Source organism: Methyloversatilis universalis EHg5 (genome assembly GCF_000378945.1).
Lineage (GTDB): Bacteria > Pseudomonadota > Gammaproteobacteria > Burkholderiales > Rhodocyclaceae > Methyloversatilis > Methyloversatilis universalis_A.
Genome location: NZ_KB900539.1, coordinates 1440494 through 1464216, shown reverse-complemented (window position 1 = coordinate 1464216; position 23723 = coordinate 1440494). Strand labels below are relative to the sequence as shown.

The 23723-nt window shown below is 65.8% G+C and carries 21 protein-coding genes and 5 tRNA genes; 5 read left to right on the top strand and 21 right to left on the bottom strand.

The genetic code is table 11. The features are described from left to right. Positions 1 to 5: 5 nt before the first annotated feature. Together METUNV2_RS0106820 and METUNV2_RS0106815 are read right to left on the bottom strand one after the other, a co-directional pair. Positions 6 to 2300, bottom strand: coding sequence for an ATP-binding protein (locus METUNV2_RS0106820; RefSeq protein ID WP_026187943.1), 2295 nt, complete (start codon positions 2298 to 2300; stop codon positions 6 to 8). 8 nt (positions 2301 to 2308) lie between these two features. Beyond that, positions 2309 to 3169 carry a phosphate/phosphite/phosphonate ABC transporter substrate-binding protein gene (locus METUNV2_RS0106815; protein ID WP_018228736.1) on the bottom strand — a complete coding sequence of 287 codons (861 nt, stop codon included), beginning with the start codon at positions 3167 to 3169 and terminating at the stop codon, positions 2309 to 2311. 133 nt (positions 3170 to 3302) lie between these two features. Between METUNV2_RS0106815 and METUNV2_RS0106810 the strand changes: the two genes are divergently transcribed. Continuing rightward, positions 3303 to 4325, top strand: a complete 1023-nt coding sequence (locus tag METUNV2_RS0106810; protein ID WP_018228735.1) for a GGDEF domain-containing protein — start codon at positions 3303 to 3305, stop codon at positions 4323 to 4325. Positions 4326 to 4433: 108 nt separating this feature from the next. Here METUNV2_RS0106810 and METUNV2_RS0106805 read toward each other — a convergent pair. The 11 genes from METUNV2_RS0106805 to METUNV2_RS0106755 all read right to left on the bottom strand — a co-directional run bounded on the left by METUNV2_RS0106805 (position 4434) and on the right by METUNV2_RS0106755 (position 12093). Then, positions 4434 to 4510: transfer RNA gene (locus METUNV2_RS0106805), tRNA-Asp, on the bottom strand. Between the two features lie 50 nt (positions 4511 to 4560). Beyond that, positions 4561 to 4636, bottom strand: a tRNA-Glu gene (locus METUNV2_RS0106800). A gap of 92 nt (positions 4637 to 4728) precedes the next feature. After that, positions 4729 to 4805 (bottom strand) — tRNA-Asp (locus METUNV2_RS0106795). Between the two features lie 48 nt (positions 4806 to 4853). Then, positions 4854 to 4929: transfer RNA gene (locus METUNV2_RS0106790), tRNA-Glu, on the bottom strand. 61 nt (positions 4930 to 4990) lie between these two features. After that, positions 4991 to 5066, bottom strand: a tRNA-Ala gene (locus METUNV2_RS0106785). Positions 5067 to 5192: 126 nt separating this feature from the next. Continuing rightward, a complete protein-coding gene (locus tag METUNV2_RS0106780; protein ID WP_018228734.1) occupies positions 5193 to 6623 on the bottom strand; it encodes an FAD-binding oxidoreductase in 1431 nt (476 codons plus the stop codon). 18 nt (positions 6624 to 6641) lie between these two features. Continuing rightward, on the bottom strand, positions 6642 to 8003 hold the full coding sequence (rimO, locus tag METUNV2_RS0106775; protein WP_018228733.1) for a 30S ribosomal protein S12 methylthiotransferase RimO: 1362 nt from the start codon (positions 8001 to 8003) through the stop codon (positions 6642 to 6644). Between the two features lie 29 nt (positions 8004 to 8032). After that, on the bottom strand, positions 8033 to 8626 hold the full coding sequence (gene phaR, locus METUNV2_RS0106770) for a polyhydroxyalkanoate synthesis repressor PhaR (RefSeq protein WP_018228732.1): 594 nt from the start codon (positions 8624 to 8626) through the stop codon (positions 8033 to 8035). A gap of 152 nt (positions 8627 to 8778) precedes the next feature. Next, the gene (locus METUNV2_RS0106765; protein ID WP_026187941.1) at positions 8779 to 9519 is read right to left on the bottom strand and encodes a beta-ketoacyl-ACP reductase; all 741 of its coding nucleotides are present in this window, start codon (positions 9517 to 9519) and stop codon (positions 8779 to 8781) included. Between the two features lie 85 nt (positions 9520 to 9604). Then, a complete protein-coding gene (phbB, locus tag METUNV2_RS0106760) occupies positions 9605 to 10345 on the bottom strand; it encodes an acetoacetyl-CoA reductase (RefSeq protein ID WP_026187940.1) in 741 nt (246 codons plus the stop codon). 68 nt (positions 10346 to 10413) lie between these two features. Next, entirely contained in the window at positions 10414 to 12093 is a 1680-nt protein-coding gene (locus METUNV2_RS0106755; protein WP_018228729.1) for a PHA/PHB synthase family protein, read from the bottom strand. 321 nt (positions 12094 to 12414) lie between these two features. Here METUNV2_RS0106755 and METUNV2_RS0106750 point away from each other — a divergent pair, with 321 nt between their 5' ends. Further along, positions 12415 to 12690 (top strand): hypothetical protein, encoded by a 276-nt coding sequence (locus tag METUNV2_RS0106750; RefSeq protein WP_018228728.1) that lies wholly within the window; start codon positions 12415 to 12417, stop codon positions 12688 to 12690. Here the strand turns inward: METUNV2_RS0106750 and METUNV2_RS0106745 are convergent. The 3 genes from METUNV2_RS0106745 to rluD are packed head-to-tail and all read right to left on the bottom strand — an operon-like array spanning position 12616 to position 15285. Then, entirely contained in the window at positions 12616 to 13500 is an 885-nt protein-coding gene (locus METUNV2_RS0106745; RefSeq protein ID WP_018228727.1) for a ZIP family metal transporter, read from the bottom strand. The genes METUNV2_RS0106750 and METUNV2_RS0106745 overlap by 75 nt on opposite strands. A gap of 31 nt (positions 13501 to 13531) precedes the next feature. Continuing rightward, positions 13532 to 14308, bottom strand: a complete 777-nt coding sequence (pgeF, locus tag METUNV2_RS0106740; protein WP_018228726.1) for a peptidoglycan editing factor PgeF — start codon at positions 14306 to 14308, stop codon at positions 13532 to 13534. After that, positions 14305 to 15285, bottom strand: coding sequence for a 23S rRNA pseudouridine(1911/1915/1917) synthase RluD (gene rluD, locus METUNV2_RS0106735; RefSeq protein WP_018228725.1), 981 nt, complete (start codon positions 15283 to 15285; stop codon positions 14305 to 14307). The genes pgeF and rluD overlap by 4 nt, the downstream gene beginning before the upstream one ends. On the opposite strand from rluD, the gene METUNV2_RS0106730 reads away from it, so the two are divergent. The 3 genes from METUNV2_RS0106730 (at position 15284) to METUNV2_RS0106720 (ending at position 17963) form a co-directional block, all read left to right on the top strand. Further along, positions 15284 to 16078 (top strand): outer membrane protein assembly factor BamD, encoded by a 795-nt coding sequence (locus METUNV2_RS0106730; RefSeq protein WP_026187939.1) that lies wholly within the window; start codon positions 15284 to 15286, stop codon positions 16076 to 16078. The genes rluD and METUNV2_RS0106730 overlap by 2 nt on opposite strands. A gap of 68 nt (positions 16079 to 16146) precedes the next feature. Beyond that, positions 16147 to 16587 (top strand): universal stress protein, encoded by a 441-nt coding sequence (locus METUNV2_RS0106725; RefSeq protein WP_018228723.1) that lies wholly within the window; start codon positions 16147 to 16149, stop codon positions 16585 to 16587. Next, positions 16584 to 17963 (top strand): sigma-54-dependent transcriptional regulator, encoded by a 1380-nt coding sequence (locus tag METUNV2_RS0106720; RefSeq protein ID WP_018228722.1) that lies wholly within the window; start codon positions 16584 to 16586, stop codon positions 17961 to 17963. The genes METUNV2_RS0106725 and METUNV2_RS0106720 overlap by 4 nt, the downstream gene beginning before the upstream one ends. Before the next feature lie 305 nt (positions 17964 to 18268). Here METUNV2_RS0106720 and METUNV2_RS0106715 read toward each other — a convergent pair whose 3' ends face one another. From METUNV2_RS0106715 to METUNV2_RS0106695, 5 genes are read right to left on the bottom strand one after another with little or no spacing between them, the layout of a single operon-like run. Next, positions 18269 to 18976, bottom strand: coding sequence for a (5-formylfuran-3-yl)methyl phosphate synthase (locus METUNV2_RS0106715; RefSeq protein WP_036271181.1), 708 nt, complete (start codon positions 18974 to 18976; stop codon positions 18269 to 18271). Positions 18977 to 18981: 5 nt separating this feature from the next. Continuing rightward, on the bottom strand, positions 18982 to 19545 hold the full coding sequence (locus METUNV2_RS0106710) for a DUF447 domain-containing protein (RefSeq protein WP_018228720.1): 564 nt from the start codon (positions 19543 to 19545) through the stop codon (positions 18982 to 18984). After that, complete coding sequence (locus METUNV2_RS0106705; protein ID WP_018228719.1) at positions 19542 to 21041, bottom strand: DUF6513 domain-containing protein; 1500 nt, start codon at positions 21039 to 21041, stop codon at positions 19542 to 19544. Before METUNV2_RS0106705 ends, METUNV2_RS0106710 begins: the two co-directional genes overlap by 4 nt. Positions 21042 to 21071: 30 nt before the next feature. Further along, entirely contained in the window at positions 21072 to 21659 is a 588-nt protein-coding gene (locus METUNV2_RS0106700) for a flavoprotein (RefSeq protein WP_018228718.1), read from the bottom strand. After that, positions 21649 to 23628 (bottom strand): sigma-54-dependent Fis family transcriptional regulator, encoded by a 1980-nt coding sequence (locus METUNV2_RS0106695; protein WP_026187937.1) that lies wholly within the window; start codon positions 23626 to 23628, stop codon positions 21649 to 21651. Before METUNV2_RS0106695 ends, METUNV2_RS0106700 begins: the two co-directional genes overlap by 11 nt. Positions 23629 to 23723: the final 95 nt, after the last annotated feature.

The window sequence follows — 23723 nt, the reverse complement described above, 5'->3', positions numbered from 1 at the left end:
CGGCATCAAGCGGTGTCGGCAGCGGCCAGATGAGCTTCGGCAGCGGCGATCGCCTGATCGAGCACGGCGGCAAAATCCTGCAACGCGGCGTGCAGCGGTGCGGCTGACAGCAGGCCGTCGCGCAGTGCGCGTTCCAGCGCGGCGGCCTGCGCGCCGGCTCGGGCAAAGCACAGGTTCAGGCACACGCCTTTCAGCGCATGCACCTGGCGGACCAGATCGCCCTCTGAACGGGCCGGCACGCCGGCGATGAGGGCGTCGCGCAGTGCGCGCACCTCGTCCAGCGTGGTGCGCAGGATGTCGCGATACAGGTCAAGATCGCCGTCGAACTGGTCAGCCACCGCGGCCAGATCGAGCACTGGCGCAAGTGCATGCGACGCGTCGTCCTCTGCCTGCGGCGAAGGCGCGGCAACCGGCGTGGCGCGGTCGAGTGCGGCTGCGGTGTGCGCCAGCACGCCAAGCAGCGCGTGGGTGTCGATCGGCTTGGTCAGATAGGCCCGCATGCCCAGCGCCAGGCATTCGTCGCGCTCTTCGGCCACGGCATGGGCGGTCAGTCCGACGATGGGGGGCGCGGCCGCGCCAAGGCGGGCCAGGATTTCACGGGTGGCGGTCTTGCCATCCATCACCGGCATCTGGATGTCCATCAGCACCAGATCGATGCCACCGGCCGCCACGCGCTCCAGCGCCTCGCGGCCGTTGACCGCCTGTTCGGCATGCGCGCCGGCCCGGGCGACCAGGTGGGTGGCCACCGTACGGTTCACTGCAACGTCGTCAACCACCAGCACGCGCAGGTCGGCCAGCGACGCTTCGGCCACCTTGCGGGCTGCGTCGCGCACCGCGTCGATGTCCGATTCCTCCAGCCACACGTCGGCCCAGAAGGTGGCGCCGACACCCGGCTCGCCGTCGCCACCTACGGTGCCACCCATCGCTTCGGCCAGCCGTTTGCAGATGGTCAGCCCGAGCCCGGTACCGCCGTGACTGCGCACTACCGATGCGTCGGCCTGGACAAAGGGCTCGAACAGTGCGGCGACGTCTTCACCGGCAATGCCGCGGCCAGTGTCGTGCACTGTCATGCGCAGCTTCACCATGCGCTCCGCCCGCTCCTGCAGCGCGACCGCGACATCCACCCGCCCACTGGCGGTGAACTTGATCGCGTTCGATACAAAGTTGCTCAAGATCTGGGTCAGCCGGGTCGGATCGCCCGCCAGCGCGGGAGGCACATCGGGCGCCATCGAAAAAGCCAGGGCGATGCCCTTGTCCTCAGCCTGCGAAACAAAGGTGGCGCGACAGGTGTGCAGCAGGTCGGACAGCGCGAACGGGATGGTTTCCAGATCGAGCTTGCCGGCCTCTATCTTCGAGAAATCGAGGATGTCATTGACGATCATGCGCAGCTGGTCAGCGGCGATGCCGAGCTGGCGACCGTGATCGGCCATCGCACCGGTGCGCGCGTTCTCGGCCAGGATGTGGGCCAGCCCGACCACGCCATTGAGCGGGGTGCGGATTTCGTGGCTCATCGCAGCCAGGAAGGCACTCTTGGCACGACTGGCTTCGCGCGCATCCGACACGGCCTGTTCGGCCCGCGCCAGCAGCGCTTCGCGTTCCTGTTCGCGCGCCTGCAGCGACGCCGCCATGCCGTTGAACGCCCGAGCCAGCACACCCAGCTCGCGCTCCCCCTGCTCAGTCACCCGTGCATCGAGCTGACCGGACGCAATGCGCTGCGCGCCGTCGGACAGGCGGCGTATGCCGGCCGCCAGCCAGCCGCTGAGCAGCCATGAAAACAGCGCGGCCAGCCCCATGCCCAGCGCGGCCACCATGGCGGCCAGTCGCTTTGCCTTGGCGACCTCCAGCCTCGCCTGCCGGCTGTCGATGCCGATCTGCAGCTTGCCGACTTCGGCGCGACCGGCCATGACAGGGGCTTCGACCGCATACAGGTCATGCCCTTCGGCCAGCGGATCGTCCACCGCCTCGAAGGGCCGTGCCAGCGCAGTCGCATCGCCACGTGCCACCAGTTCGCGCCCGTCCTGATCGAACACGCGCACGAACACCGCCTCGTCTCGCGACACCAGATCGAGCGACACCGCCTCGACCTTGGCCAGATCGCTCGCGATCAGCGCATCCGCCACGGCCGCCGAGAACAGCGAGGACGCTGACTGCGCGCTGCGCCGTATCAGGTCGGCCTGCGCATGTTCCATCTGGCCGAGCGCACCGAAAATGGTGACCGACAGCGTGATCGCCTCGATCAGTGCGATACCGATGATGGCCTTCCAGCGGAAGGACATGCGCGCCACACGTGCAGGATTCATGCGGACGATCAACGCGCCGGCGCCGGCTCGGCCAGCAGCGCATCGAGAACGCGGATATCGAGCGCACGGATCGGGTCCCAGTCACGATCCTGCGCGCTCACCAGTCCCTTGAAACCCATCTGTTTCAACAGACTGCTCCCTTGCGGCGTCGCGGCCACCGCCTGCACGCCATCGACGAAACTGCGACCCAGCGCGTCCGGCAAGGTGGGCAGCCGGGCAAAGGCATGCGGCGGATATTCAGCCGAGCGCCAGATCACCTTCAGCCGGTCGCGCACGTCAGCGTCGATCGCCTCCAGCGTCCGCTCGATGCCGCCGCCAGCCACCGCCAGCCCGCGCGACACATTCAGATAGACCGAATCGTGCGACGCAACGAAACGCGGCTTCACGCTCACGCCGCCTTTCTTCAGTTCGGCCAGCGGAATGACAGTCGCCGCGAAAGCGGCTGGCGACGGGAACACCACTTCCCGGCCGTCAAGCTCCTGCACCGAGGTCACCGGACTGTCGCTGCGCACCACCAGCAGGCCGCGCAGCCTGCGGTCCTTTTCGCGGGCGAAAGCCTGGTAGCCGCTGGCCTGATGGAACACCACGTAGTGATAGGGATTCATGTAGGCGATGGCGTAGTCGCCCCGCGCCAGGCGCTTTTCGAATTCGGTAATGGTGGGTGCGGTGGCGAACCGGAACTCACAGCCGGTCGCGGCCGACACCTCCTTCAGCAGCGGAATCCAGCTCTGGGCCAGTTCGCTGGCCGACTGCTGCGGCACTACGCCGACGGTGAGCACGCCCTCGGCAGGGCAGGCTGCCTCCAGAACGGGGGCAAGAAGGGTCGCGCACAGCGCAACGAAATGACACAGGTGCGGACGGAAACGCATGGATTCAGGCCGGTCACGGTGAAGGAAAAACGACGGGACAACCCGTCCACCGTCGATTCTATCGCTCAAGTCGCACGCCGGTCCTGCCGATAGACATATCGATTCCTGCGACGACCCGCATCATTGCCCGCTCATGTCTGACCTCATCGGATCGGTTGCAAACCTCACCGGCTATCGTGATCGCGACCTCATCGACAGCACCTTCGTATCGGTGCTTGGAGACTGGCTGGATCCGTTCCGGCTGAGCCTCTATCGCTGCGTCGGCGACGTGGCCGATCTGCGCCTGCTGCTGCAGGCGCGCATGCGTAAAGGCGTGGGCATGGAGAGCGGCGACCCGAGCTGGACCGCACTCGACGCCCTGCCCGCGCTGTCCGGCCTGCCACATTTCGAACAGGCATTCGCCTCGGAAGAACCGCTGCTCGACCTGCCTTTCGAGAATCAGGACGGCCCCTGGCTCAACCTGTTCGCGGTGTGGGCCGGTGCGCGGCGCTTCGGCATCATCGAACTGGTGAGCGAGCAGCCGCTGCTGCCGGTACAGCTCCGGCTGGTCGAAGGTCTGCTGAAAATCTACCGCAACCAGATCAGCCTGCTCGATTACAGCGAACGCGACAGCCTGACCGGTCTGCTGAACCGGAAAACCTTCGACGAACAGTTCCTGAAGTGCCTGGACACGATGAACGCGGCCAGCGGCAGCGACACGCCACCGCCGCGCTGGTGGCTGGGCGTGGTGGACGTCGATCACTTCAAGCGGGTGAATGACAGCTACGGCCACCTGATCGGTGACGAAGTGCTGCTTCTGGTAGCGCGCATCCTGCGCACCGCCTTCCGTCACAGCGAACATCTTTACCGCTTCGGCGGCGAGGAGTTCATCGTGCTGCTGCGCGCGGACGACGACGACGAAGCGCACCTGGCTTTCGATTTCTTCCGTACCCAGCTGGCCGGCTTCGCCTTCCCGCAGGTCGGCTCCATCACCGCCAGCGTTGGCTTCACCCGGCTGCGGCCGATGGACAACGCCAGCGGTGCGGTCGATCGCGCAGACCGGGCGGTCTATCACGCGAAACGCAACGGACGGAACCAGGTGCATTCCTATGAATCGCTGCTGCTGGCAGGTGTGCTGAGTGAGGTGAACAACAGCGGCGAGATCGAACTGTTCTGAGGACGGCAGCGTTCTGAAGGAGAGCTGCTGCGCGCTGAAAATGAAAAGGGCCGCGTATGCGGCCCTTTTCATTTGCGACTGCGCTCGGTTTGAGCGTGCGCGGAATGTTGGCGGAGTGGACGGGACTCGAACCCGCGACCCCCGGCGTGACAGGCCGGTATTCTAACCAACTGAACTACCACTCCAGAATCGGTGCCGGCGCGAACGCATCCGGACTTGCAGGCCAGCATCCAGCTGGCGTCCCCACGGGGATTCGAACCCCGGTTATCGCCGTGAAAGGGCGGTGTCCTAGGCCTCTAGACGATGGGGACCTCGGGTTTTGTCGACTTTCATCGACAACAAAAAAGGCCGCTTTCGCGACCTCTTCTGTCATCACCCTGCCTTGCGGCAGCGTGACAGGTGTTGGCGGAGTGGACGGGACTCGAACCCGCGACCCCCGGCGTGACAGGCCGGTATTCTAACCAACTGAACTACCACTCCATGTTGGTGCCGGCAGACTGCTTCCGGACTTGCACACCAGCATTTAGCTGGCGTCCCCACGGGGATTCGAACCCCGGTTATCGCCGTGAAAGGGCGGTGTCCTAGGCCTCTAGACGATGGGGACCTAGTGATGAAACTCGGTGCATTTTTACTGCTTTTCTCTTTCGCGCCCAAGTCAGAAACCTTGGTGGAGGTAAGCGGGATCGAACCGCTGACCTCTTGCATGCCATGCAAGCGCTCTCCCAGCTGAGCTATACCCCCGTCGAAAGAGGAGCGCATTATAAACAGTGATCAGCGTTTGTAAAGCGGTTTCGGCGAAATTATTTTCAATCCGCGTCCGCAGGGAACAAGGAAAGAACAAATGAATACTCACATGGAATCCGTAAATCAGTCGCCGCCATCCGCAAGCACCTTGCCCGGATTCATCAGCGCATGCGGATCAAAGGCACGCTTGATGGCCCGCATCATGTCCAGCTCGACCACGCTCTTGCATTCGACCAGCAGCGAACGCTTGAGCTGGCCAATGCCGTGCTCGGCAGAGATCGAACCATTCAGCGCCCTCACCGCCTCGTAGACCACCGCGTTCGCGACCTGCGCGTCCGCCACCAGCCGCGCGTTGTCCGACGCATCGCTGAACGACAGGTTGTAATGCAGATTGCCGTCGCCGGCGTGGCCGAAGGCGACGATGCGCACACCTGGCAGCAACGCCTCAAGCCGCTCGCCGGCCACCTGCAGGAAGAGCGGTATGGCGCCCACCGGCACGCTGATGTCGTGCTTCACGCTGAAGCCCTCGATCCGCTGTGCCTCGGATATGTTTTCGCGCAGCGACCACAGTGCGGCGGCCTGAGCACCGTCCTGGGCGATTACCGCATCGCGTACCGTACCGGCTTCCATGCAGGCCGCGAGCAGCGTTTCAAGCCGTTCGCTGATCCGGTCTCCGCTGCCCGCCAGTTCCACCAGTGCGTACCAGGGCGCCGGAACCGGCAGCGGATCACGCGCTCCGGAGATGTGTTGCAGCACCATGTCGAGCGCGGTGCGCCCGACCAGTTCGAAAGCGTTCAGCGCATCGCCTGCACCGGCCTGGAGCCGATGCAGCAGTTCGATTGCACGCTGCGGGCCGTCGAGCGCCACCCAGGCCAGCGCGGTGTCGGCCGGCTCTGGCGCAAGCTTGAGCACGGCCGCGGTGATGAAGCCCAGCGTGCCTTCGGCGCCGATGAACAGATGCTTCAGGTCATAGCCGGTGTTGTCCTTGCGCAGCGCACGCAGACCGTCCCACAGCCGACCGTCGGGCAGCACGACTTCGAGGCCGAGCACCTGATCGCGCGCGTTACCATGACGCAGCACATGGACACCTCCGGCGTTGGTCGACAGATTGCCGCCGATCTGGCACGACCCTTCGGACGCCAGACTAAGCGGAAACAGCAGTCCTGCCTCACGCGCGGCCTGCTGCACGGCAGCCAGCGTGCAGCCGGCCTCGACCGTGATCGAGGCGTTGTCCGGATCGATTGCGCGGATGCGGTCCAACCGCGACAGACTCACCAGCACTTCGCGCCGTCCGGCGTGCGGTGTCGCACCGCCGCACAGGCCGGTGTTGCCGCCCTGGGGCACCATGGGCAGACGGGCTTCGTTGCAGATGTGAACCACCTGCACCAGCTCATCGACCGTCGCCGGACGCAGCACGCACAGCGCCTCGCCGCTGTAGCGGCCGCGCCAGTCGGTGAAATGCGGCGCGGTATCGACCGGATCGGTGAGCACGTGGGCGTCGCCGACCACGGCACGGAACCGGGCCAGCGCAGAATCGATCAGGCCGCTTTCCATGCCGCTGCGCCTCCGCGCTCAGTCTTCGGTGATGACTTCGGCGTACAGGTCGTGCACATCGCAGTCGGTGATGCGCACACGCACGAAGTCGCCGACCTCCAGATCCTGACCGTCAAGGATGTGCACCAGACCGTCGATATCCGGCGCATCACCCTCGGAACGCGCGACCGCACCGTCCTCGTCGACCTCATCGACCAGCACGATCATTTCGCGATCGATCTTCTCTTCCAGTCGCTGGGTGGAAATGTCTTCCTGGAATTCCATCAGGCGCTGGCGGCGCTCCTCGCGCACCTCGTCCGGCAGCGCGCCCGGCAGGTCGTTGGCGCTGGCGCCCTCGACCGGCGAATAGGCGAAACAGCCGACACGGTCGAGCCGCGCTTCGCCCAGGAAATCGAGCAGCTCCTCGAATTCCTGTTCGGTCTCGCCCGGGAAGCCGGCGATGAAGGTGCTTCGGATGGTGATGTCCGGGCAGATCGAGCGCCAGGCGCGGATGCGTTCGAGATTGTTCTCGGCGTTGGCCGGCCGCTTCATCGCCTTCAGCACGCGCGGGCTGGCGTGCTGGAAAGGCACGTCGAGGTAGGGCAGGATCTTGCCCTCGGCCATCAGCGGGATGATGTCGTCGACATGCGGGTACGGATACACGTAATGCATGCGCACCCACATATCCAGCTCGCCCAGCGCGTTCGCGAGGTCGTACAGCTTGGTACGCAGCGGCTTGCCGCCCCAGAAGCCGGTGCGGTACTTCACATCGACGCCGTAGGCGCTGGTGTCCTGCGACACGATGAGCAGTTCGCGCACGCCAGCGTCGCGCAGCGCTTCGGCTTCACGCATCACGTCGCCGATCGGCCGGCTCACCAGATCGCCGCGCATCGACGGGATGATGCAGAAGCTGCAGCGGTGGTTGCAGCCTTCGGAAATCTTCAGGTAGGCGTAGTGCGAGGGCGTGAGGCGTATGCCCTGCGGCGGCACCAGATCAGAAAACGGGTCGTGCGGCTTGGGCAGGTGGCGATGAACCGCGTCCATCACCTCTTCGGTCGCGTGCGGACCGGTCACTGCCAGCACCTGCGGATGGGCGGACAGTACCTGCTGACGCTTGGGGCCTTCGGCGCCCATGCAGCCGGTGACGATCACCTTGCCGTTCTCGGCCAGTGCTTCGCCGATCGCGTCCAGCGATTCCTCGACCGCCGCGTCGATGAAGCCACAGGTATTGACCACGACGACATCGGCATCGTCGTAGGTCGGCACGATGTCGTAGCCTTCGGAGCGCAGCCGGGTGAGGATGGACTCGGAGTCCGAAGTCGCCTTCGGACAGCCGAGTGAAACGAAGCCAACCTTGGGGGTCGGCTTCGCGGTGCTGCCAGATTCAGAAGTACGGGTCACGCCGCGTCTCCGCCGCAAAACCCGACATTTTACTTGTTTTGCGGGCCTTTATCGCCCCCCGGACCGAAACCCGGGAACTTGAAGCCGGACATCATCGAGCGGGTCTGCTGCTCGATCTGTTCCTGCATCTGCACGAACATGCGCTTGCTCTGCTCCATGTAGGCACCCATCATGCCCTGCATGGCCGGGCCCTGGAAGTTCAGGAACTGCGCCCACAGGTCCTTGCTCATCGCGTTGTTGTCACCATAGATGGTGCGCGCCTGTTCCTGCAGCTTGGACTGTACGTCGGTGAAGGCCTTGATGTTGCCTTCGAGGTACTTGCCCATCATGCCCTGCATCGCATTGCCGTAGAAGCGGATCATCTGCGACAGCAGGTCGGACGTGAACATCGGCACGCCTTCGCTCTCTTCTTCGATGATGATCTGCAGCAGGATGCTGCGGGTGAGGTCTTCGCCGGTCTTGGCGTCGACCACCTGGAACTCTGCGTTCTCCAGCACGAGTTCCTTCACATCGGACAGCGTGATGTAGGAGCTGGTGCGGGTGTCGTAAAGCCGGCGGTTGGGGTATTTCTTGATCAGGCGGTTGGTGGAACTCGTTCCCTCGCGGCTTTCGGAAGCGCTCATTGTGTGGTGTCCTCGCTCGTTTGAACTACCCCGGGGCGGTGTGCCCGCCCACTCTTTTTCGATCATACAGCAAGCAAAGGCCTTATGCGGCAGTGCCGCATAAGGCCTTGCGAACCGTCACAAAGCGATGCTGCTGTGCGATGCGACAGGAATTACTGGTAGTACAGGCCGCCGTTGATGTTCAGCGTTGCGCCAGTCACATAGCCCGCATTCTCCGAAGCGAGGTAGGACACGGCGGCGCCGATCTCTTCCGGCTTGCCCAGACGCTTCATCGGCACTGAGTCGATGATGCCCTGACGGATGTCCTCGCGGATGGCCATCACCATGTCGGTACCGATATAGCCCGGAGCGATGGCGTTCACGGTCACGCCCTTGGACGCCATTTCAGCGGCAAGCGCCTTGGTGAAGCCGACCACGCCGGCCTTGGCGGCCGAGTAGTTCGTCTGGCCGGCCTGGCCCTTGACGCCATTGACCGACGAAATGTTGATCACGCGGCCCCAGCCGCGCTCGGCCATCTTGCCGGCGACGTGATGGGTCACGTTGAACAGGCTGTCGAGGTTGGTGGTCAGCACCGCATCCCACTGCGCCTTGTCCATCTTGGCGAAGAACTTGTCGCGGGTGATGCCGGCGTTGTTCACGACCACATCGACCGGACCGATGTCCTGTTCCACCTGGTCGATCATTGCCTTGCAGGAATCGTAGTCGGACACGTCGCCCTCGGCGGCTTTCATTTCAAAGCCTTCGGCCTGCATCTTGGCCAGCCATTCGTCCTTTTGGGGGAACGCGGGCAGACAGTTCGCCACGACGGTGTAGCCGTCCTTGGCCAGTGCCTTGCAGATTGCGGTACCCAGACCGCCCATACCCCCGGTAACCAGGGCAACTCGTTTCGTCATGACTTCTCTCCCAGCCAGCTGCGTTGAAAACCTTCCACCCCCGCCGGTCGGGGTGGAAGGTGTGCGCGGACCTCCGCGCAGGCGATCAGGACATGTGCTGGCCGCCGTTGATTGCGATGTTGGCGCCGGTGACGAAGGCCGCTTCGTCCGACGCCAGATAGGCCACCAGGCCTGCGATCTCTTCCGGCTTGCCGAGACGGGAAACCGGAATCTGCGGCAGGATCTTGGTGTCCAGGATGTCCTGCGGGATGGCGGTCACCATCTTGGTGCCGATGTAGCCCGGAGAAATCGTGTTCACGGTGACGCCCGCACGCGCCACTTCCAGCGCCAGCGCCTTGGTGAAACCGTGCATGCCGGCCTTGGCGGCCGAGTAGTTGGTCTGGCCGAAGGCACCCTTGGAGCCATTGACCGACGACACATTGACCACACGGCCCCACTTGCGCTCAGTCATGCCGTCGATGACCTGCTTGGTCATGTTGAAGCAGGAGTCGAGGTTGGTACTCATCACCACGTCCCAGTCCGCCTTGGTCATTTTCTTGAAGGTCATGTCGCGGGTGATGCCGGCGTTGTTCACCAGCACGTCCACCGGGCCGACTTCCTTGGTCACCGTATCGACACACGCCTTGCAGGAGTCGAAATCCGACACGTCGCACGGGTAGGCCCGGAAGCCGTAGCCCATGTTGTTCATGGTCTGCAGCCATTCGGCTGCCTTGGTGTTGCCGGGGCTGTGGGTCGTCACCACGCGGAAACCCAGCGCGGCGAGCTTGATGCAGATCGCTTCACCCAGTCCTCCCATACCGCCCGTTACCAGTGCGACTCGCGTCATTTCCTTGTCTCCTATTTATTAGTCGAGGGTGTGTCTTCCGCAGCCCCCCTCATGAGGCTGCCATGCGTTCAGTTCGTTGCGCTGCCTTTCACATAGCGCCCGGGTGCGGGCTCGATCACCGTGTATTGCGCGTTGCCCGCTTGTGACGGGGGCGCGACCTTCTTGCCTGACTTCGCAGTCAGCCACTTGATGTAGTGCTTCCACCAGCTGCCCGGCTGTTCACTGGCATTGGCCCGCCATTCCTCGGCGGTCGAGGCGTCGCCGCCGATCCAGTGCGAGCGCTTGTCCTTGGACGCCGGATTGATCACGCCGGCCACATGGCCGCTGGCGCCCAGCACGAAGGTGGTGTCGCCGCCCAGCAGCTTGCGCACCAGATAGGCGCCGGTCCAGGGCACGATGTGATCTTCCGAAGTAGCCAGCAGATAGGCCGGCATATCCACCTTGCCCAGATCGGCCTTCACGCCCAGCATGTCCACCTTGCCCGGCACACGCAGGCTGTTTTCCAGATACAGGTTGCGCAGGTACCAGGCCAGGAAGGGGCCAGGCAGATTCGTGCTGTCGCAGTTCCAGTGCAGGATGTCGAAGGCCGGCGGAGTTTCGCCCTTCAGATAGTTGCCGACCACGTAATTCCAGATCAGGTCGTTCGGACGCAGGCTGCTGAAGGTCTGCGCCAGTTCGCGACCGGGCAGCAGGCCACCGCGGCCTATGGTCTGTTCGCGCATCGCGACCATGCCCTCGTCCACCAGGCAGCCGATTTCGCCGGCATCGGAGAAATCGAGCAGCGTGGTGAGCAGCGTGACGCTGGCCGCGGGCTTTTCACCGCGACCGCAGGCCACCGCCAGCGCCGACGCCAGCAGCGTTCCACCGACGCAGAAGCCCATGGTGTTCGGCTGCGCGTCGCCACTGATGCCGCGCACCACATCGAGTGCGGTCAGCGGGCCCAGGCGCAGATAATCGTCCCAGGTGAAGTTCGCAAGCGCCGCATCCGGATTGCGCCAGGAAATGAGGAACACCGTGATGCCCTGCTCCACCAGGAAGCGCACCAGCGAGTTCTCCGGCTGCAGGTCCATCAGGTAATACTTGTTGATGCAGGGCGGCACGATGAGCAAGGGCTTCGCGTGCACCTTGTCGGTCTTCGGCGCGTACTGGATGAGCTGTATCAGTTCGTTCTCGAACACCACAGCACCTTCGGTGACCGCCAGATTGCGGCCGACCTCGAAGGCGCCGGGCGCGGACATCGAAATCTGCCCCTGCTGCAGGTCACGCAAAAGGTTTTCCATACCGCGGCGGATGCTGTCGCCTTCGGTACGCAGCGCGGTTTCGACGAATTCGGGATTGGTGGCCGCGAAATTGGCCGGCGACAGCGCCTCGATCACCTGTTTGGACAGGTAGCGCATGCGGTCCTTCGCGCGGCCGTCAGCCACAGGTGTGGCCTCGACGCAGTCACGCACGAAGGCGGAATTGATCAGATAGGCCTGACGCAGATAGTCGAAATACGGCTTGCTCCACTCAGGCGAGCGGAAGCGGCGGTCACCCGGCTCGGCCTTGGCCACCGGCTGCACCTCTTCATCGCCCGGCTTGTGCTGGGCAAAGGCCTGCCAGAGCTTGTGCTGGCTTTCCAGCCACTGCTGCTGCAGGGCCGCAAAGCGGGCCGCCTCGGGCGCCGGGAAGGCGCTGCCGGCGGTCGGCGCGTGCACGGCCAGCGCGCTCTGCTGGCGGGACATGAAATCGCTGAAGTTCTTGCCCATGGCGGCCATCATGGCCGTCCAGTCGGGCGGGAGTGCCTCGTTGCGAGGCGGGACGGACTTTCCGGGTGCTGCCGAGTCACTGCTCATCAAACCAAACCCCGTTCGTTCTTGTCTCAGGCGCGATGCGGCGGCATCGCTCGGATCTGCGAGCATCTTGCCGTCCACGGGCACGCCGGGCGAGCATATCAGTGCCGGACGCGCACGGGCGCCTCCTCTGTTCGGCAATCGCAGTGCGAGAGATTGTTGCATCGCACAAAATCACTGTCAATCCCGGCCGCCGGATGTCCGTTCCGCGCGGTCATACCCGCCCGAAAGGCCCCGATGTACATCGTTGCGATTGCGTGGATCTATGTGGTGCTGATGATGGCCGTGACCGAACATTCGGTGGTGGCCGGTGTGATGACCGTCGTGTTCTACGGTCTGGCGCCGCTGGCACTCTTTCTGTGGCTGTTCGGCACGCCGGCGCGGCGGCGTGCACGGATGGCGCGGCCGCAGCCGGGGGAAGACGGACCTGCGGAAGACTCAGTGGCCGTGGGCGAAGCCGTCGACGAAGTGGTGAATCAGCACGATGCTGCCCACACCCAGCGAAATCAGTAGCACCTGCTGCAGCGTGGCGCCGATCTCAGCCCGCTTGTGCAGGCCCGGAATCAGATCGGCTACGGCCACATAGATCATGCTGGCCGCTGCGATGCACAACAGATAAGGCACCGCGTCACCCACCAGCGACAGCGCGAAATAGGCGCCCACCGCACCGACCAGCGTGGCCATGCTGGACAGCAGATTGAAGGCCAGCGCCCGCATGCGGCTCATGCCCGAGTGCAGCAGCACCAGATAGTCGCCCACCTCCTGCGGAATTTCGTGCGCCACGATGGCGGTGGCGGTCACGATGCCCAGCGGCACGCTCTGCGCGAACGCCGCCGCGATCAGCACGCCATCGACGAAGTTGTGAAAGGCGTCGCCGATCAGAATGAGCGAAGCGGCACGCGCGCCTTCGTTGCCGTGACCATGAGCGTGGCCATGGTGATGCCCGTGACCGTGGTGATGGGTCAGCGCCGCCTGCTCAGCCCGGTGGGCCTCTTCATGCGCCGCCTGGTGCGCCAGCTCGGCCGGGTCGTGCGCCTCGCAGCTGACTTCGTGACAGTGCCGCCACAGCACCAGCTTTTCCAGCAGGAAAAAACCCAGGATGCCGGCCAGCAGCATGGAAGTCGCCAGTTCCACGCTGCCGATTTCCTCGATCGCCTGCGGCAGTACGCCCAGCAGCGCGGCGCCGAGCAAGGCGCCGACCGAGTAGCTGATGAGCATGGGAATGCGCTGCAGATTCACCGCCATTCCGAACAGGGCAGCGGCGCAGACGCTGATCGCACCGCCGGCCAGGGAGGCGAGCACGATCCAGGCAAGGACAGACATGGGAGCGTTTGAAACTGAAAATGGACTCTTATTATCCTTGATACGACGGTTCTGCGCCCAGCTCCAACGCATCGCGCGCCAGCCAGACCAGACTGGCCATGCGGCCACACCGCCCGTCACGGCGATAGGAATGGAACAGGCCCGCCTGGCCCACCGTACACAGGCCACCGCCGTACACCGCATGCACACCGGCACGCGCCAGTTCAAGCCGCGCCAGCAGATAAATGTTGGCGTACAGCCGGTCGCCAGCCCCGGGCCTGAAGGCGGCTGCCGCGCCCGGCAGGCGTTCGAGAAACACCGCCCTCACCTCCGGCCCGACTTCGAACGCGTCCGGACCGATGGCCGGACCCAGCCAGGCCAGAATGTCGCCCGGCGCCCCGCCCATGCGCTGTACCGTGCGCGTCAGCACACCCATCGCCAGTCCGCGCCAGCCCGCGTGGGCCGCGGCCACCACCGTGCCCTGCCGGTTGCAGAACAGCACCGGCAGGCAGTCGGCGGTCATGACCGCGCACACGCTGCCTGCACGGTGCGCAACCGAGGCATCGCCGGTGCCGCAGCGTTCGCGGTCGGCATCGAGCACCTCGACGCCGTGCACCTGATCCAGCCACAGCGGTTCGGCCGGCAGATGGGCACGCAGCAGCGCCCGGTTGGCCGCCACCGCCTGCGCGTCGTCGCCGACATGGGTGGCCGGGTTGAAGCTGTCGAACGGTACGGCACTGACGCCGCCCAGACGGGTGGTGACGCAGGCGCGCACCGTCGGCGGCGCCGGCCAGTCCGGCATGATGAGCGGCAGTTCGGGCGCGCTCATGCCGCCGCCCTCAGACTGTCCAGCAGCGTGACCATGTCGGCCGGCAGCGGCACTTCCCAGCCCACCTCCTCGCCGCTGCGCGGATGCACCAGACCGAGTCGCCAGGCATGCAGGGCCTGACGGGAAAAGCGTTCGGCCACGTTACGCGGGGCATACACCTCGTCGCCGAGCAGCGAATGCCCGATGTGCGCCATATGTACCCGGATCTGATGGGTGCGGCCTGTTTCAAGCCGGCATTCGACCAGCGTGGCATCGCGCAGCCGCTCGCGCACGAAATAGTGGGTACGCGCCGGCTTGCCGCCGGCCTGCACCACCGCCATGCGGGTGCGCTGTACCGGATGACGGCCGATCGCCGCATCCACGGTGCCGTCGGCACCGACCGATCCGGCCACCACCGCGAAATAGCGGCGCGACACGGTACGCGCCTGCAGCTGGCGCACCAGATCGGTCTGGGCCTCTACGGTGCGGGCGACCACCAGCAACCCGCTGGTGTCCTTGTCCAGCCGATGCACGATGCCGGCACGCGGCACGCGGGCCAGCTCCGGCCAGCGGAACAGCAGCGCATTGAGCAGCGTGCCGTCCGGCACGCCATTGCCCGGATGCACCACCAGTCCGGCCGGCTTGTCGATCACGATCACGGTGTCGTCCTCGAACACCACGCGCAGCGGGATGTCCTGCGGCGCGTGCACCGTGTCTTCCGGCAGGCTGCCCGGATCCAGCTCCAGACGTTCGCCGCTGAAAGTGCGTCGCCGCGCGTCGCTGCATTCACGCCCGTCCACCCGCACCCTGCCCTCACGCAACCAGCCCTGCAGGCGGCTGCGCGAGTATTGCGACCACACTTTCGCCAGCACCGCATCCAGCCGCTCACCGACCACGCCCGCGGGTACCGTCGCCTGCAGGCTCTCGGGAGTCGGGTGCGGCGGCTGCTCGGCGATATAATCGTCGTCTTGCGTATCTTCCAGGGTCAGAGCGGTCATGTGGCGTAGTGTAGCGATACTGTGGGTGGCTCTGGCCGCCGGGTGCGGTCTTCTGCCGGACAAGATCGACGAGACGGCGAACTGGTCGGCGCAACGCCTGTACCAGGAAGCGAAGCAGCTCATGAGCGACGGCTCGTACGAGCAGGCGATCAAGATGTACGAAAAGCTGGAGGCCAAGTATCCGTATGGCCGCTACGCCCAGCAGGCCCAGATCGAGGTGGCGTACGCCTACTATCGTCAGGGCGAGCGCGCGCAGGCGGTGGCGGCCTGCGACCGCTTCATACGGCTGCATCCGAACCACCCCAACGTCGATTACGTGTACTACCTGCGCGGCCTGGTCCATTTCAACGAAGACCTGGGCATCATGAGCAATCTGTCGCGCCAGGATCTGACCGAGCGCGACCCCAAGGGCCTGCGCGACTCCTTCGATGCACTGAAGGAACTGGTGACCCGCTATCCGGAAAGCAAGTACGCGCCGGACGCCACCATACGGATGAACTATCTGGTCAATTCGCTGGCCGCTCACGAGGTGCATGTGGCGCGCTATTACGTCAAGCGCGGCGCCTATCTGGCGGCGGCCAACCGTGCCCAGTTCGCGGTGAGCAACTATCAGGAATCGCCGGCGGTCGAAGAAGCGCTCTACGTCCTGATGGTGGCTTACGATTCGCTCGGCCTGGTCGATCTGCGCGACGACGCAAAACGCGTGATGCAGAAGAACTATCCGAAGAGCGAATTCCTTGCCCGCGGCTTCAAGAAGCCGGGCGAGGACGACCCCTGGTGGAAGCTCTGGTAAGCATCGCCGGCTGCGTCGACGGGCTGCGCCGCGGCGCCTGAACGCCATCTTTCAGAAGGAGACGGACCATGTACAACAAGGTACTGCTCGCCTACGACGGCTCTGAATCCGGTCGCCGTGCCCTGCTCGAATGCGCGGAAATCAACGATCTGCTGCATGCGGACATCCATCTGCTTGCGGTAGCCCCGATTGCTGCCACGCTGTTCGTCGCCGAAGGTTTCGTCGCCGACGTGCCTCAGGAAGAGGAGAACGAGCGCTTCTCCGAAGTGCTGAAGGAAGGGCTGGAACAGCTGAAGGCGCGTGGCGTCACCGCCGAAGGGCATCTGGTGACCGGCGACGCGGTGCGCGAAATCGGTCGTCTGGCGAGCGAACTGAAAGTCGATCTGATCGTGATCGGGCACACCCACCATGCCTCCAGGCTGGAACGCTGGTGGAAGGGCTCGGTCGGCGCTTCGCTGGTCGAGGAAGCGCCCTGCAACATTCTCATCGTCGTCCAGCGGCCGGCATGAGCGCGGCCCGCGCGCCCTCATCCGCTTCCCGCGACAGCCAGCGCGACTGGCAGCAGTACTCGGTACTCGTCGTCGATGACGAGGAAGGCATGCGCAGCTTCATCAGCCGCGCGCTCGGCCCGCGCTGCGGGCTGGTCGAAACCGCCGGCAGCGTCGAGCACGCGCAGCAGCTGTTCGCGCGACTGCACTTCGACCTCATCATTCTCGACATTTCGCTGCCCGGCCGCAGCGGACTGGAATGGCTGAACGAGCTGCGCGATCAGGGCCATCAGTGCGATGTCATCCTGATCACCGCCTTCGCCGACATCGAAACCGCGATCAACGCGCTGCGCGCCGGCGCATCGGACTTCATCCTCAAGCCCTTCCGCATCGACCAGATGATGAACGCGGTCGGCCGCTGCTTCGACCGCGCCGGCCTGCTTCGAGAGAACTACGTGCTGCGCCGGGAAATCGCGCGCCAGACCGAGGGCGTGGAAGGCATGGTGGGTGAATCGCAGCCGGTGCGCGAACTGGCCAGCGTGCTGCGGCGCGCCGCGGCGATGCCCAGTACCGTGCTGCTGACCGGCGAATCCGGCGTCGGCAAGGAAGTAGCGGCCCGCGCGCTGCACCAGATGAGCCCGCGCGCGGTCGCGCCCTTCGTGCCGGTCAATTGTGGCGCCATCAGCGCCGAACTGATCGAGTCCGAACTGTTCGGCCACGTAAAGGGCGCCTTCACCGGCGCGCAGGACAACAATCCCGGCCTGCTGTTCTACGCCCAGGGCGGCACCCTCTTCCTGGACGAAATTTCGGAACTGCCTGCGGCCATGCAGACCAAGCTGCTGCGGGTGCTGGAAGACCGCATGATCCGCCCGGTCGGCTCGTCGCGCGAAGTGCCGGTCGATATCCGCGTGGTGGCCGCCACCAACCGCGATCTGGCCAGCGAAGTACGCGCCGGCCGTTTCCGCCAGGATCTGTTCTACCGGCTCGACGTGATGCGCGTCACCATTCCGCCGCTGCGCGAACGGCGCGAGGACGTGAAACTGCTGGTCGCCCACTTCATGGCCCAGCTGTCGTCGCGGCTGGGCGTGGCACCGATCCCGCTCGACCGCGACACCGCCGCGCGCATGGCCACGCACGACTGGCCGGGCAATATCCGCGAGCTGCGCAATCTGGTCGAACGCGCGCTCATCCTCGGTTACTTCCCGGCCGATGCCTTCGGCACGCTCACGCCGCCCCGCTCCACAGAACCGGCCGCGGCGCTGGAAGACGTCGAGCGCAAGCACATCCTCGATGTGCTCGCCGCCTGCGGCGGCAACAAGTCCGAAGCCGCCCGCCAGCTTGGCGTGTCACGCAAAACCATAGAACGCAAATGCGCGCAGTGGGGCCTCGCGGGATAGAGGCGACGCATGCGTCGCCCCCGCGAGGCGGGTTCGCCATGCAGGGCGAACCTCCGACATAAGGGGTTTAGCGACGCAGTGCGCTGCTCCGGCGACACGGGTCGGCCATGCAGGGCCGACCTCCCACCCAAGGGGTTTAGCGACGCACTGCGTCGCTCCGGCGAGGCGGGCTCGCCATGCAGGGCGAGCCTCCCACATAAGGGGTTTAGCGACGTAGTGCGTCGCCCCTGCGAGGCAGGTTCGCCATGCAGGGCGAACCTCCCACATAAGGGGTTTAGCGACTCATGCGTTGCGCCGACCGCGCCTCACGCCGCCAGGCGCTGCACCTTTTCCAGTGCTTCACGCACGGCCAGCACTGCGCGGGCGTCCAGTGCCTGCGCGCGTGCCTGGCCGGCGCACAGCGCACCGCGGAAGCCGAGGTAATCGGGGCACCGCTGCGCCAGCGCCGGGATGTGGGTCACTCGCAGCGAGCCCGCGAGCCCGCACAGCAGGCCGCGCGCGCGGGCGCGTTCGACGAAGCCGGACAGCCATTCGGTGCTGGCGACGTCCGGCAGGCTGTGGCCGGTCTTCAGCGCGGTATCGACCATGACGCCATCGAAACCGGCATCGGCAACCGCATCGACCAGTGCCAGCGGTGGCGAAAGATCAGCGAACATGACCGCAATGCGGCGGGCGCCGGCCAGCGGCGTCAGGCCGCGCAGGCAGGCACGCACGGCGGCGTAGTCGCGCCCGCCCTGCTGCCAGTTCCCGGGGAAAAGTCCGGCCTTCACGTAATCGACACCGGTCGCGGCAATGCGCGCCATCGCGCTCTGCACCGCCTGCGCGTCCGGCTCGACATTGCCGGCGGTGGCGCTGGTGAGCGTACGGCCGGCGACGAAGTCGACGACCTCGCGGATCACCTCTGCCGGCAGTGCGCCGAGCGCGCCGTCGGCCGGCTGCTTCAGGTCGATCAGATCCACCCCGGCTTCGAGCACGATGCGCGCCTCGTCGAGGTTACGCACGCTGGCCAGCATGCGGATCACGCCTGCACTCCGGCGCGGTGTGCGTCTATGCGTTCGACCAGCCAGCCCCAGGCTTCGAGTTCGGCCGGGCCGGCGGTCTTGTCGATGGCGATCTGCAGATAGGCCAGTTCGGCGTCGATCTTTTCCATCGGCAGCATGTGCAGCCGGCTCACCAGGATGGCCGCTTCGATCACTGCCGAACGTGCGCGATTGAAGCCGGGAAACACGCCGTGACTCTCTTCATGCACGGTGCGACAGTAGAGGCGCGGGCGAACTTCGTCCTCCTCGACCTCGACCAGTTCGAGTTCGCGGTGGGCCAGCGTGTTTACCAGCCGGGCGCAGCCTATCTTCTCGGCAGCCTGCACCGGCCAGTCGCGGCGACCGGTCAGCGCGCCGGCGAACACGCGCACGTCATCGGTGAAATTCACCACCGCGATGCGGGTGGCCAGCACATTGTCCAGCGTGCCGGACGGCCGGAAAGGCGCGAGCACGGTGAGGCCGCGCTCTTCGCGCACGCCCAGCGGCGTGATGTGGGTGCGGCCCTGCACGTCCACGGTGGTCAGTATGGTTTCCCAGATCATGCTTGGTCCTGTGTGTCGTCCGGCGGTGCCGGGTCAGCATCGGCTGGCCTGCGCTTCGCCTTGCGCTGCAGCGTAGTACCGGGCGCGCAATGCGCCATCAGGTCCTGCGCCTTCTTCTCGACTGCGGCGCCCCAGTCCAGTTCCTCGTCCTGCGCGTAGCGGCGGCCCAGTTGCCAGGCGATCTGCGCGCGCGCCAGTTCGACACCGAGGTAGAAGGCGTGCGCGCCGTCGTCGGCAACGTTCAGGCCCGGGTACAGCGCGAACGGGTCGGTGCCGACCTGCATGCCGTCGCGGTTGTAGATGTGCACGCCCTGCTCGCTGAGCTGAATGCGGAAGTTGGGGTCGCGCACTGTGGCGGCGATGTCGGCGATGTCCTGCGGCGAGTCCGGAAAAGGACGGCGCTGATGGGTGGTCATCAGCTCGCCGGAATAGTCGCGCGGCAGCGCGTTGTCCTCGCGCGCGGCGAACATGACGCGACGTGCGATATCCGCTTCCTTCACCGCACGGCGGGCGTGCGGGCTCACTTCGGTGGCCAGTACCGCACCGACGCGCAGTTCCGAAATGATGCCGAACAGCAGCGCGTTGATGCCGCTGGTGTCGGCGTCGGTCAGTTCGGTCAGATTGCCCACCCCCATCATGATGGGGATGTCCGGATGGGTCCGCCGCAGCTCGTGATAGCGCACGATGGACGCGGTGAAACCGAAGTGGATGGGCTCGATGATGGGGTCGGCGTAGAACGGCAGACCGCGCGCGGTCATGATGTCCGCCGCCTCGCGTAGCGAATCGAGGTCGCCCGGCGTGTCCGGGATCAGCACCGGAATGGCGTCGACCTCGTCGGCCACCCACAGCGAGCTCTTCTTCAGGCTGAGCAGATAGTCGGCGCCGGCGCGCGCGCCGCGCAGCAGGTCATCGGTGTTCAGCGAATCGATGCTCACCTGGAAGCCTTCGGCTTTCAGCGCGCGGATGCAGTCTTCCATATGCGGAAAGTCGGTGTCCGGCAGACAGCCGATATCGATCACGTCCGCGCCGTCGCGGCGGTAACGGCGCGCGGTGGCCAGCACCGCATCGACATCGACCTGGGGCGCATCGACGATTTCCGCGAAGATGAGCACGTCGTGCCGGTCGAGCACCCGCTTCTTCGCCTTGCGGCCGAAGTGCATCGGCAGGTCCTTCACCTCATCCGGGCCGCGCTGCACCGGCACGCCGTAGTGCTGCGCCAGTGCGTCGAGGTCGCCACGGCAGCGGCCGGGCACGACGATGCGGTCGGCCTGCACCTGATCGACCGGCAGGCGCCGGCGTATCAGGTCAGCGGTCATCAGGCCGGCGACATTGATACCGATGTCCAGCACCCGCGGCTCGAAGGGCAGCGGCAGCATGTCGTCCAGCACCCGGTGCAGGCTCTTGAGCGCCAGATGCCCGGTCAGGAAAAGAATGCGTTCGCCGGGGATGCGTTCGCCAGGGATGGGCTCGCCGGAGGGGACCTGCTGTTCAGCCATGTCGGTGGGGGCGGTCGCCGCAGCGCCCGCTCAGCGCTGGACCGCCGCGAGCCGCTGCCTGAGGGCGACCTGCAGTTCTTCGACGTTCTTCACCACAGTGACGCCCTCGAAACCGGACAGACGCGCGGTGTGCTCCAGGTCGATGGCACGCGGGTACAGCGTCACCCATTCGCTCGGCGATTCGGTGATCACCACCGGCTCGTTGTCGCAGGCGAACACGATGATGGGGATGCGCAGCTTGCCGGCCTGGGCAAAGATATTGCTCACCAGCGTGTCGGAAATGCCGCTGGCGCACTTGGCCACGGTATTGGACGTGGCCGGCGCGATCACCACGGTGTGGTACTGCCCCTGATAGAACAGCCCGACCGGCGCCGCACTGGCGGTGCTGTCGCGGAAGATGCGGTAGCGCTTCTTCATGTCGACCAGCGGGTAGCCATACATGTTGAGCACTTCTTCGCCGGCGCTCGACAGGAACAGGTCGATGCCGCTCAGCGTGTCAGCGAATTCCAGCGATTCCTTCAGAAAGTGGCCGGAGCCAGTCAGCCCCCAGGCGATGCGCGCATCGGGCAGGACTTCCGCTTCATCCGGAATGTCGTTCAGGCGCGGGTCAGTAGCCATCACCCGCCTGCGTATCGGTATCGATGTCCAGTCGCTTCATCTTGCGGTAAACGGTGTTGCGGCTCACCCCGAGCTCGCGGGCGAGGCCGGCGATGTTCCAGCGGTGGCGGCGCAGTTCGGCCAGCAGCGCGTCGCGCTCGGCCGACTGCAGCGGATTGAGGTGGCTGGTCGGCGACGGCGGCGGCACATCGGCGTGGCTGTCGGCCGCGGGCAGTGCGGCCACCGGCGGCGCCGGCATCGGCTCGGGCGCGTCCATCAGTTCGGCCGGCATGTCGCGCAGCGTGATTTCGCCGCCGTCGCACATGGCGACCAGCGTACGCAGCACGTAGCGCAGCTGACGGATATTGCCCGGCCAGCGGTAGCGGTCCAGCACCTGCATCGCCGCCTGGCCGAGACGCACCGGCGGATGACGGCCGGCGCCTTCCTCGTTCAGGCAGCGCTCGATCAGCGCGCGGCGGTCGGTGCGTTCGCGCAGCGGCGGCAGCGTCACTTCCATGCCGCGCAGGCGGTAGTACAGATCTTCGCGGAAGCTGCCGTCGCGCACCATGGCGCGCAGATCGCGGTGGGTGGCACACACCAGCTGCAGATCGACCGGCACCGCATTCTCGCCGCCCAGCGGCGTCACCTTGCGCTCTTCCAGCACGCGCAGCAGGCGCGCCTGAAGCTGCAGCGGCATGTCGCCGATCTCGTCCAGGAACAGCGTGCCGCCATCGGCCTGCAGCACCTTGCCGCGACGGCCGTCGCGGTTGGCGCCGGTGAAGGCGCCCTGCTTGTAGCCGAACAGTTCGGATTCGATCAGCGCTTCCGGCAGCGACGCGCAGTTGATCGCGACGAAGGGGCCGCGCGCGCGCTGGCTGGAGGCATGGAAGGCGCGTGCGAACACTTCCTTGCCGGTGCCGGTTTCGCCGGCGATCAACAGCGGAATGTCGCGGTCGAGGATGCGCATCGCGCTGTGCACATTGCCCGCCATGCGCAGATCGCCCAGATCGAGCTCGGCCAGCGCCTGGGCCGCCGAACCAGAATCGCCGCGCGCGCCGGACTGGGCGCGGTTGCGCGCAGGCTGCTGCGCCAGCAGATACCAGGTCTGGTGCTGTGGCATCGACAGCGTGAGCGGATGGAAACCGGCGCGGAAGGTGCGCGACAGCAGTTCCGGCAGCGACTGACCGAAGAACTCGGTCACTTCGCGGCCCAGCAGCGCCTCGCCGTCCGGCGACAGCAGTTCGAAGGCGGTGTGATTGGCTTCGATCACCTCGCCTTCCGGCGTCAGTGCGAGCAGACCGTCAACCGCGGTCAGCACGCGGCCGGCGTGGGCATGGAAGCGGATGATGTAGTCGGTGGCGTGACGGGCACGGAAGGCGCGGTGCTCGATCACCCGGGCCGAACGTTCGACCAGCGCACGCAGCGCGCGGGCGCCGCCCGGCGAGAGGGAACAGGCAGCCAGTATGGCGGCCACTTCGCCCACGCCGTCGTAGATCGGCGCGCCGGCGCACACCATGTCGGTGTGGCGGGCGAAAAAATGTTCTTCGCGCGAAATGACCAGCGAGTGGCGCTCGGCCAGCACGGTGCCGATGCCGTTGGTGCCCTGAACATCTTCGCTCCAGCGCGCGCCTTCCACCAGCCCGCGCAGTGAGGCCTCGCGGGCGAAGCCCGGGTGGCGCACGATGCTCACGATGACGCCTTCGGCGTCAGCCAGCACCAGCGCGGAATTCGGGTCGTCGAGCTGGCGGTGCAGGGTCTGCATTTCCGGCACCGCGCTGTCCATCACATCGCCCAGCCGGTCGCCCCGCTCGCGCCAGGCCTGAGGGGCCAGCGGCGGCGGCGCGTCCTCGGCAGCCGGATCGAGTGCCAGTTCGTGAAAGCAGCGCAGCCAGGAGCGCGCCACCAGTTCATGACCGGACGGACGCTGCGGGCGGCTGATGATGGCGTGCACCGAACGGACGTGTTCGGCCACCTGACTGGAAGACACCATGTGTTCGACCTTGGGAACCGGTACGGCGGACGTGGGGAAAAAACCGAGCAATGGTAACACCCGGCCTCCGGAGCCGGCCACCGGCGCCCGTTGCG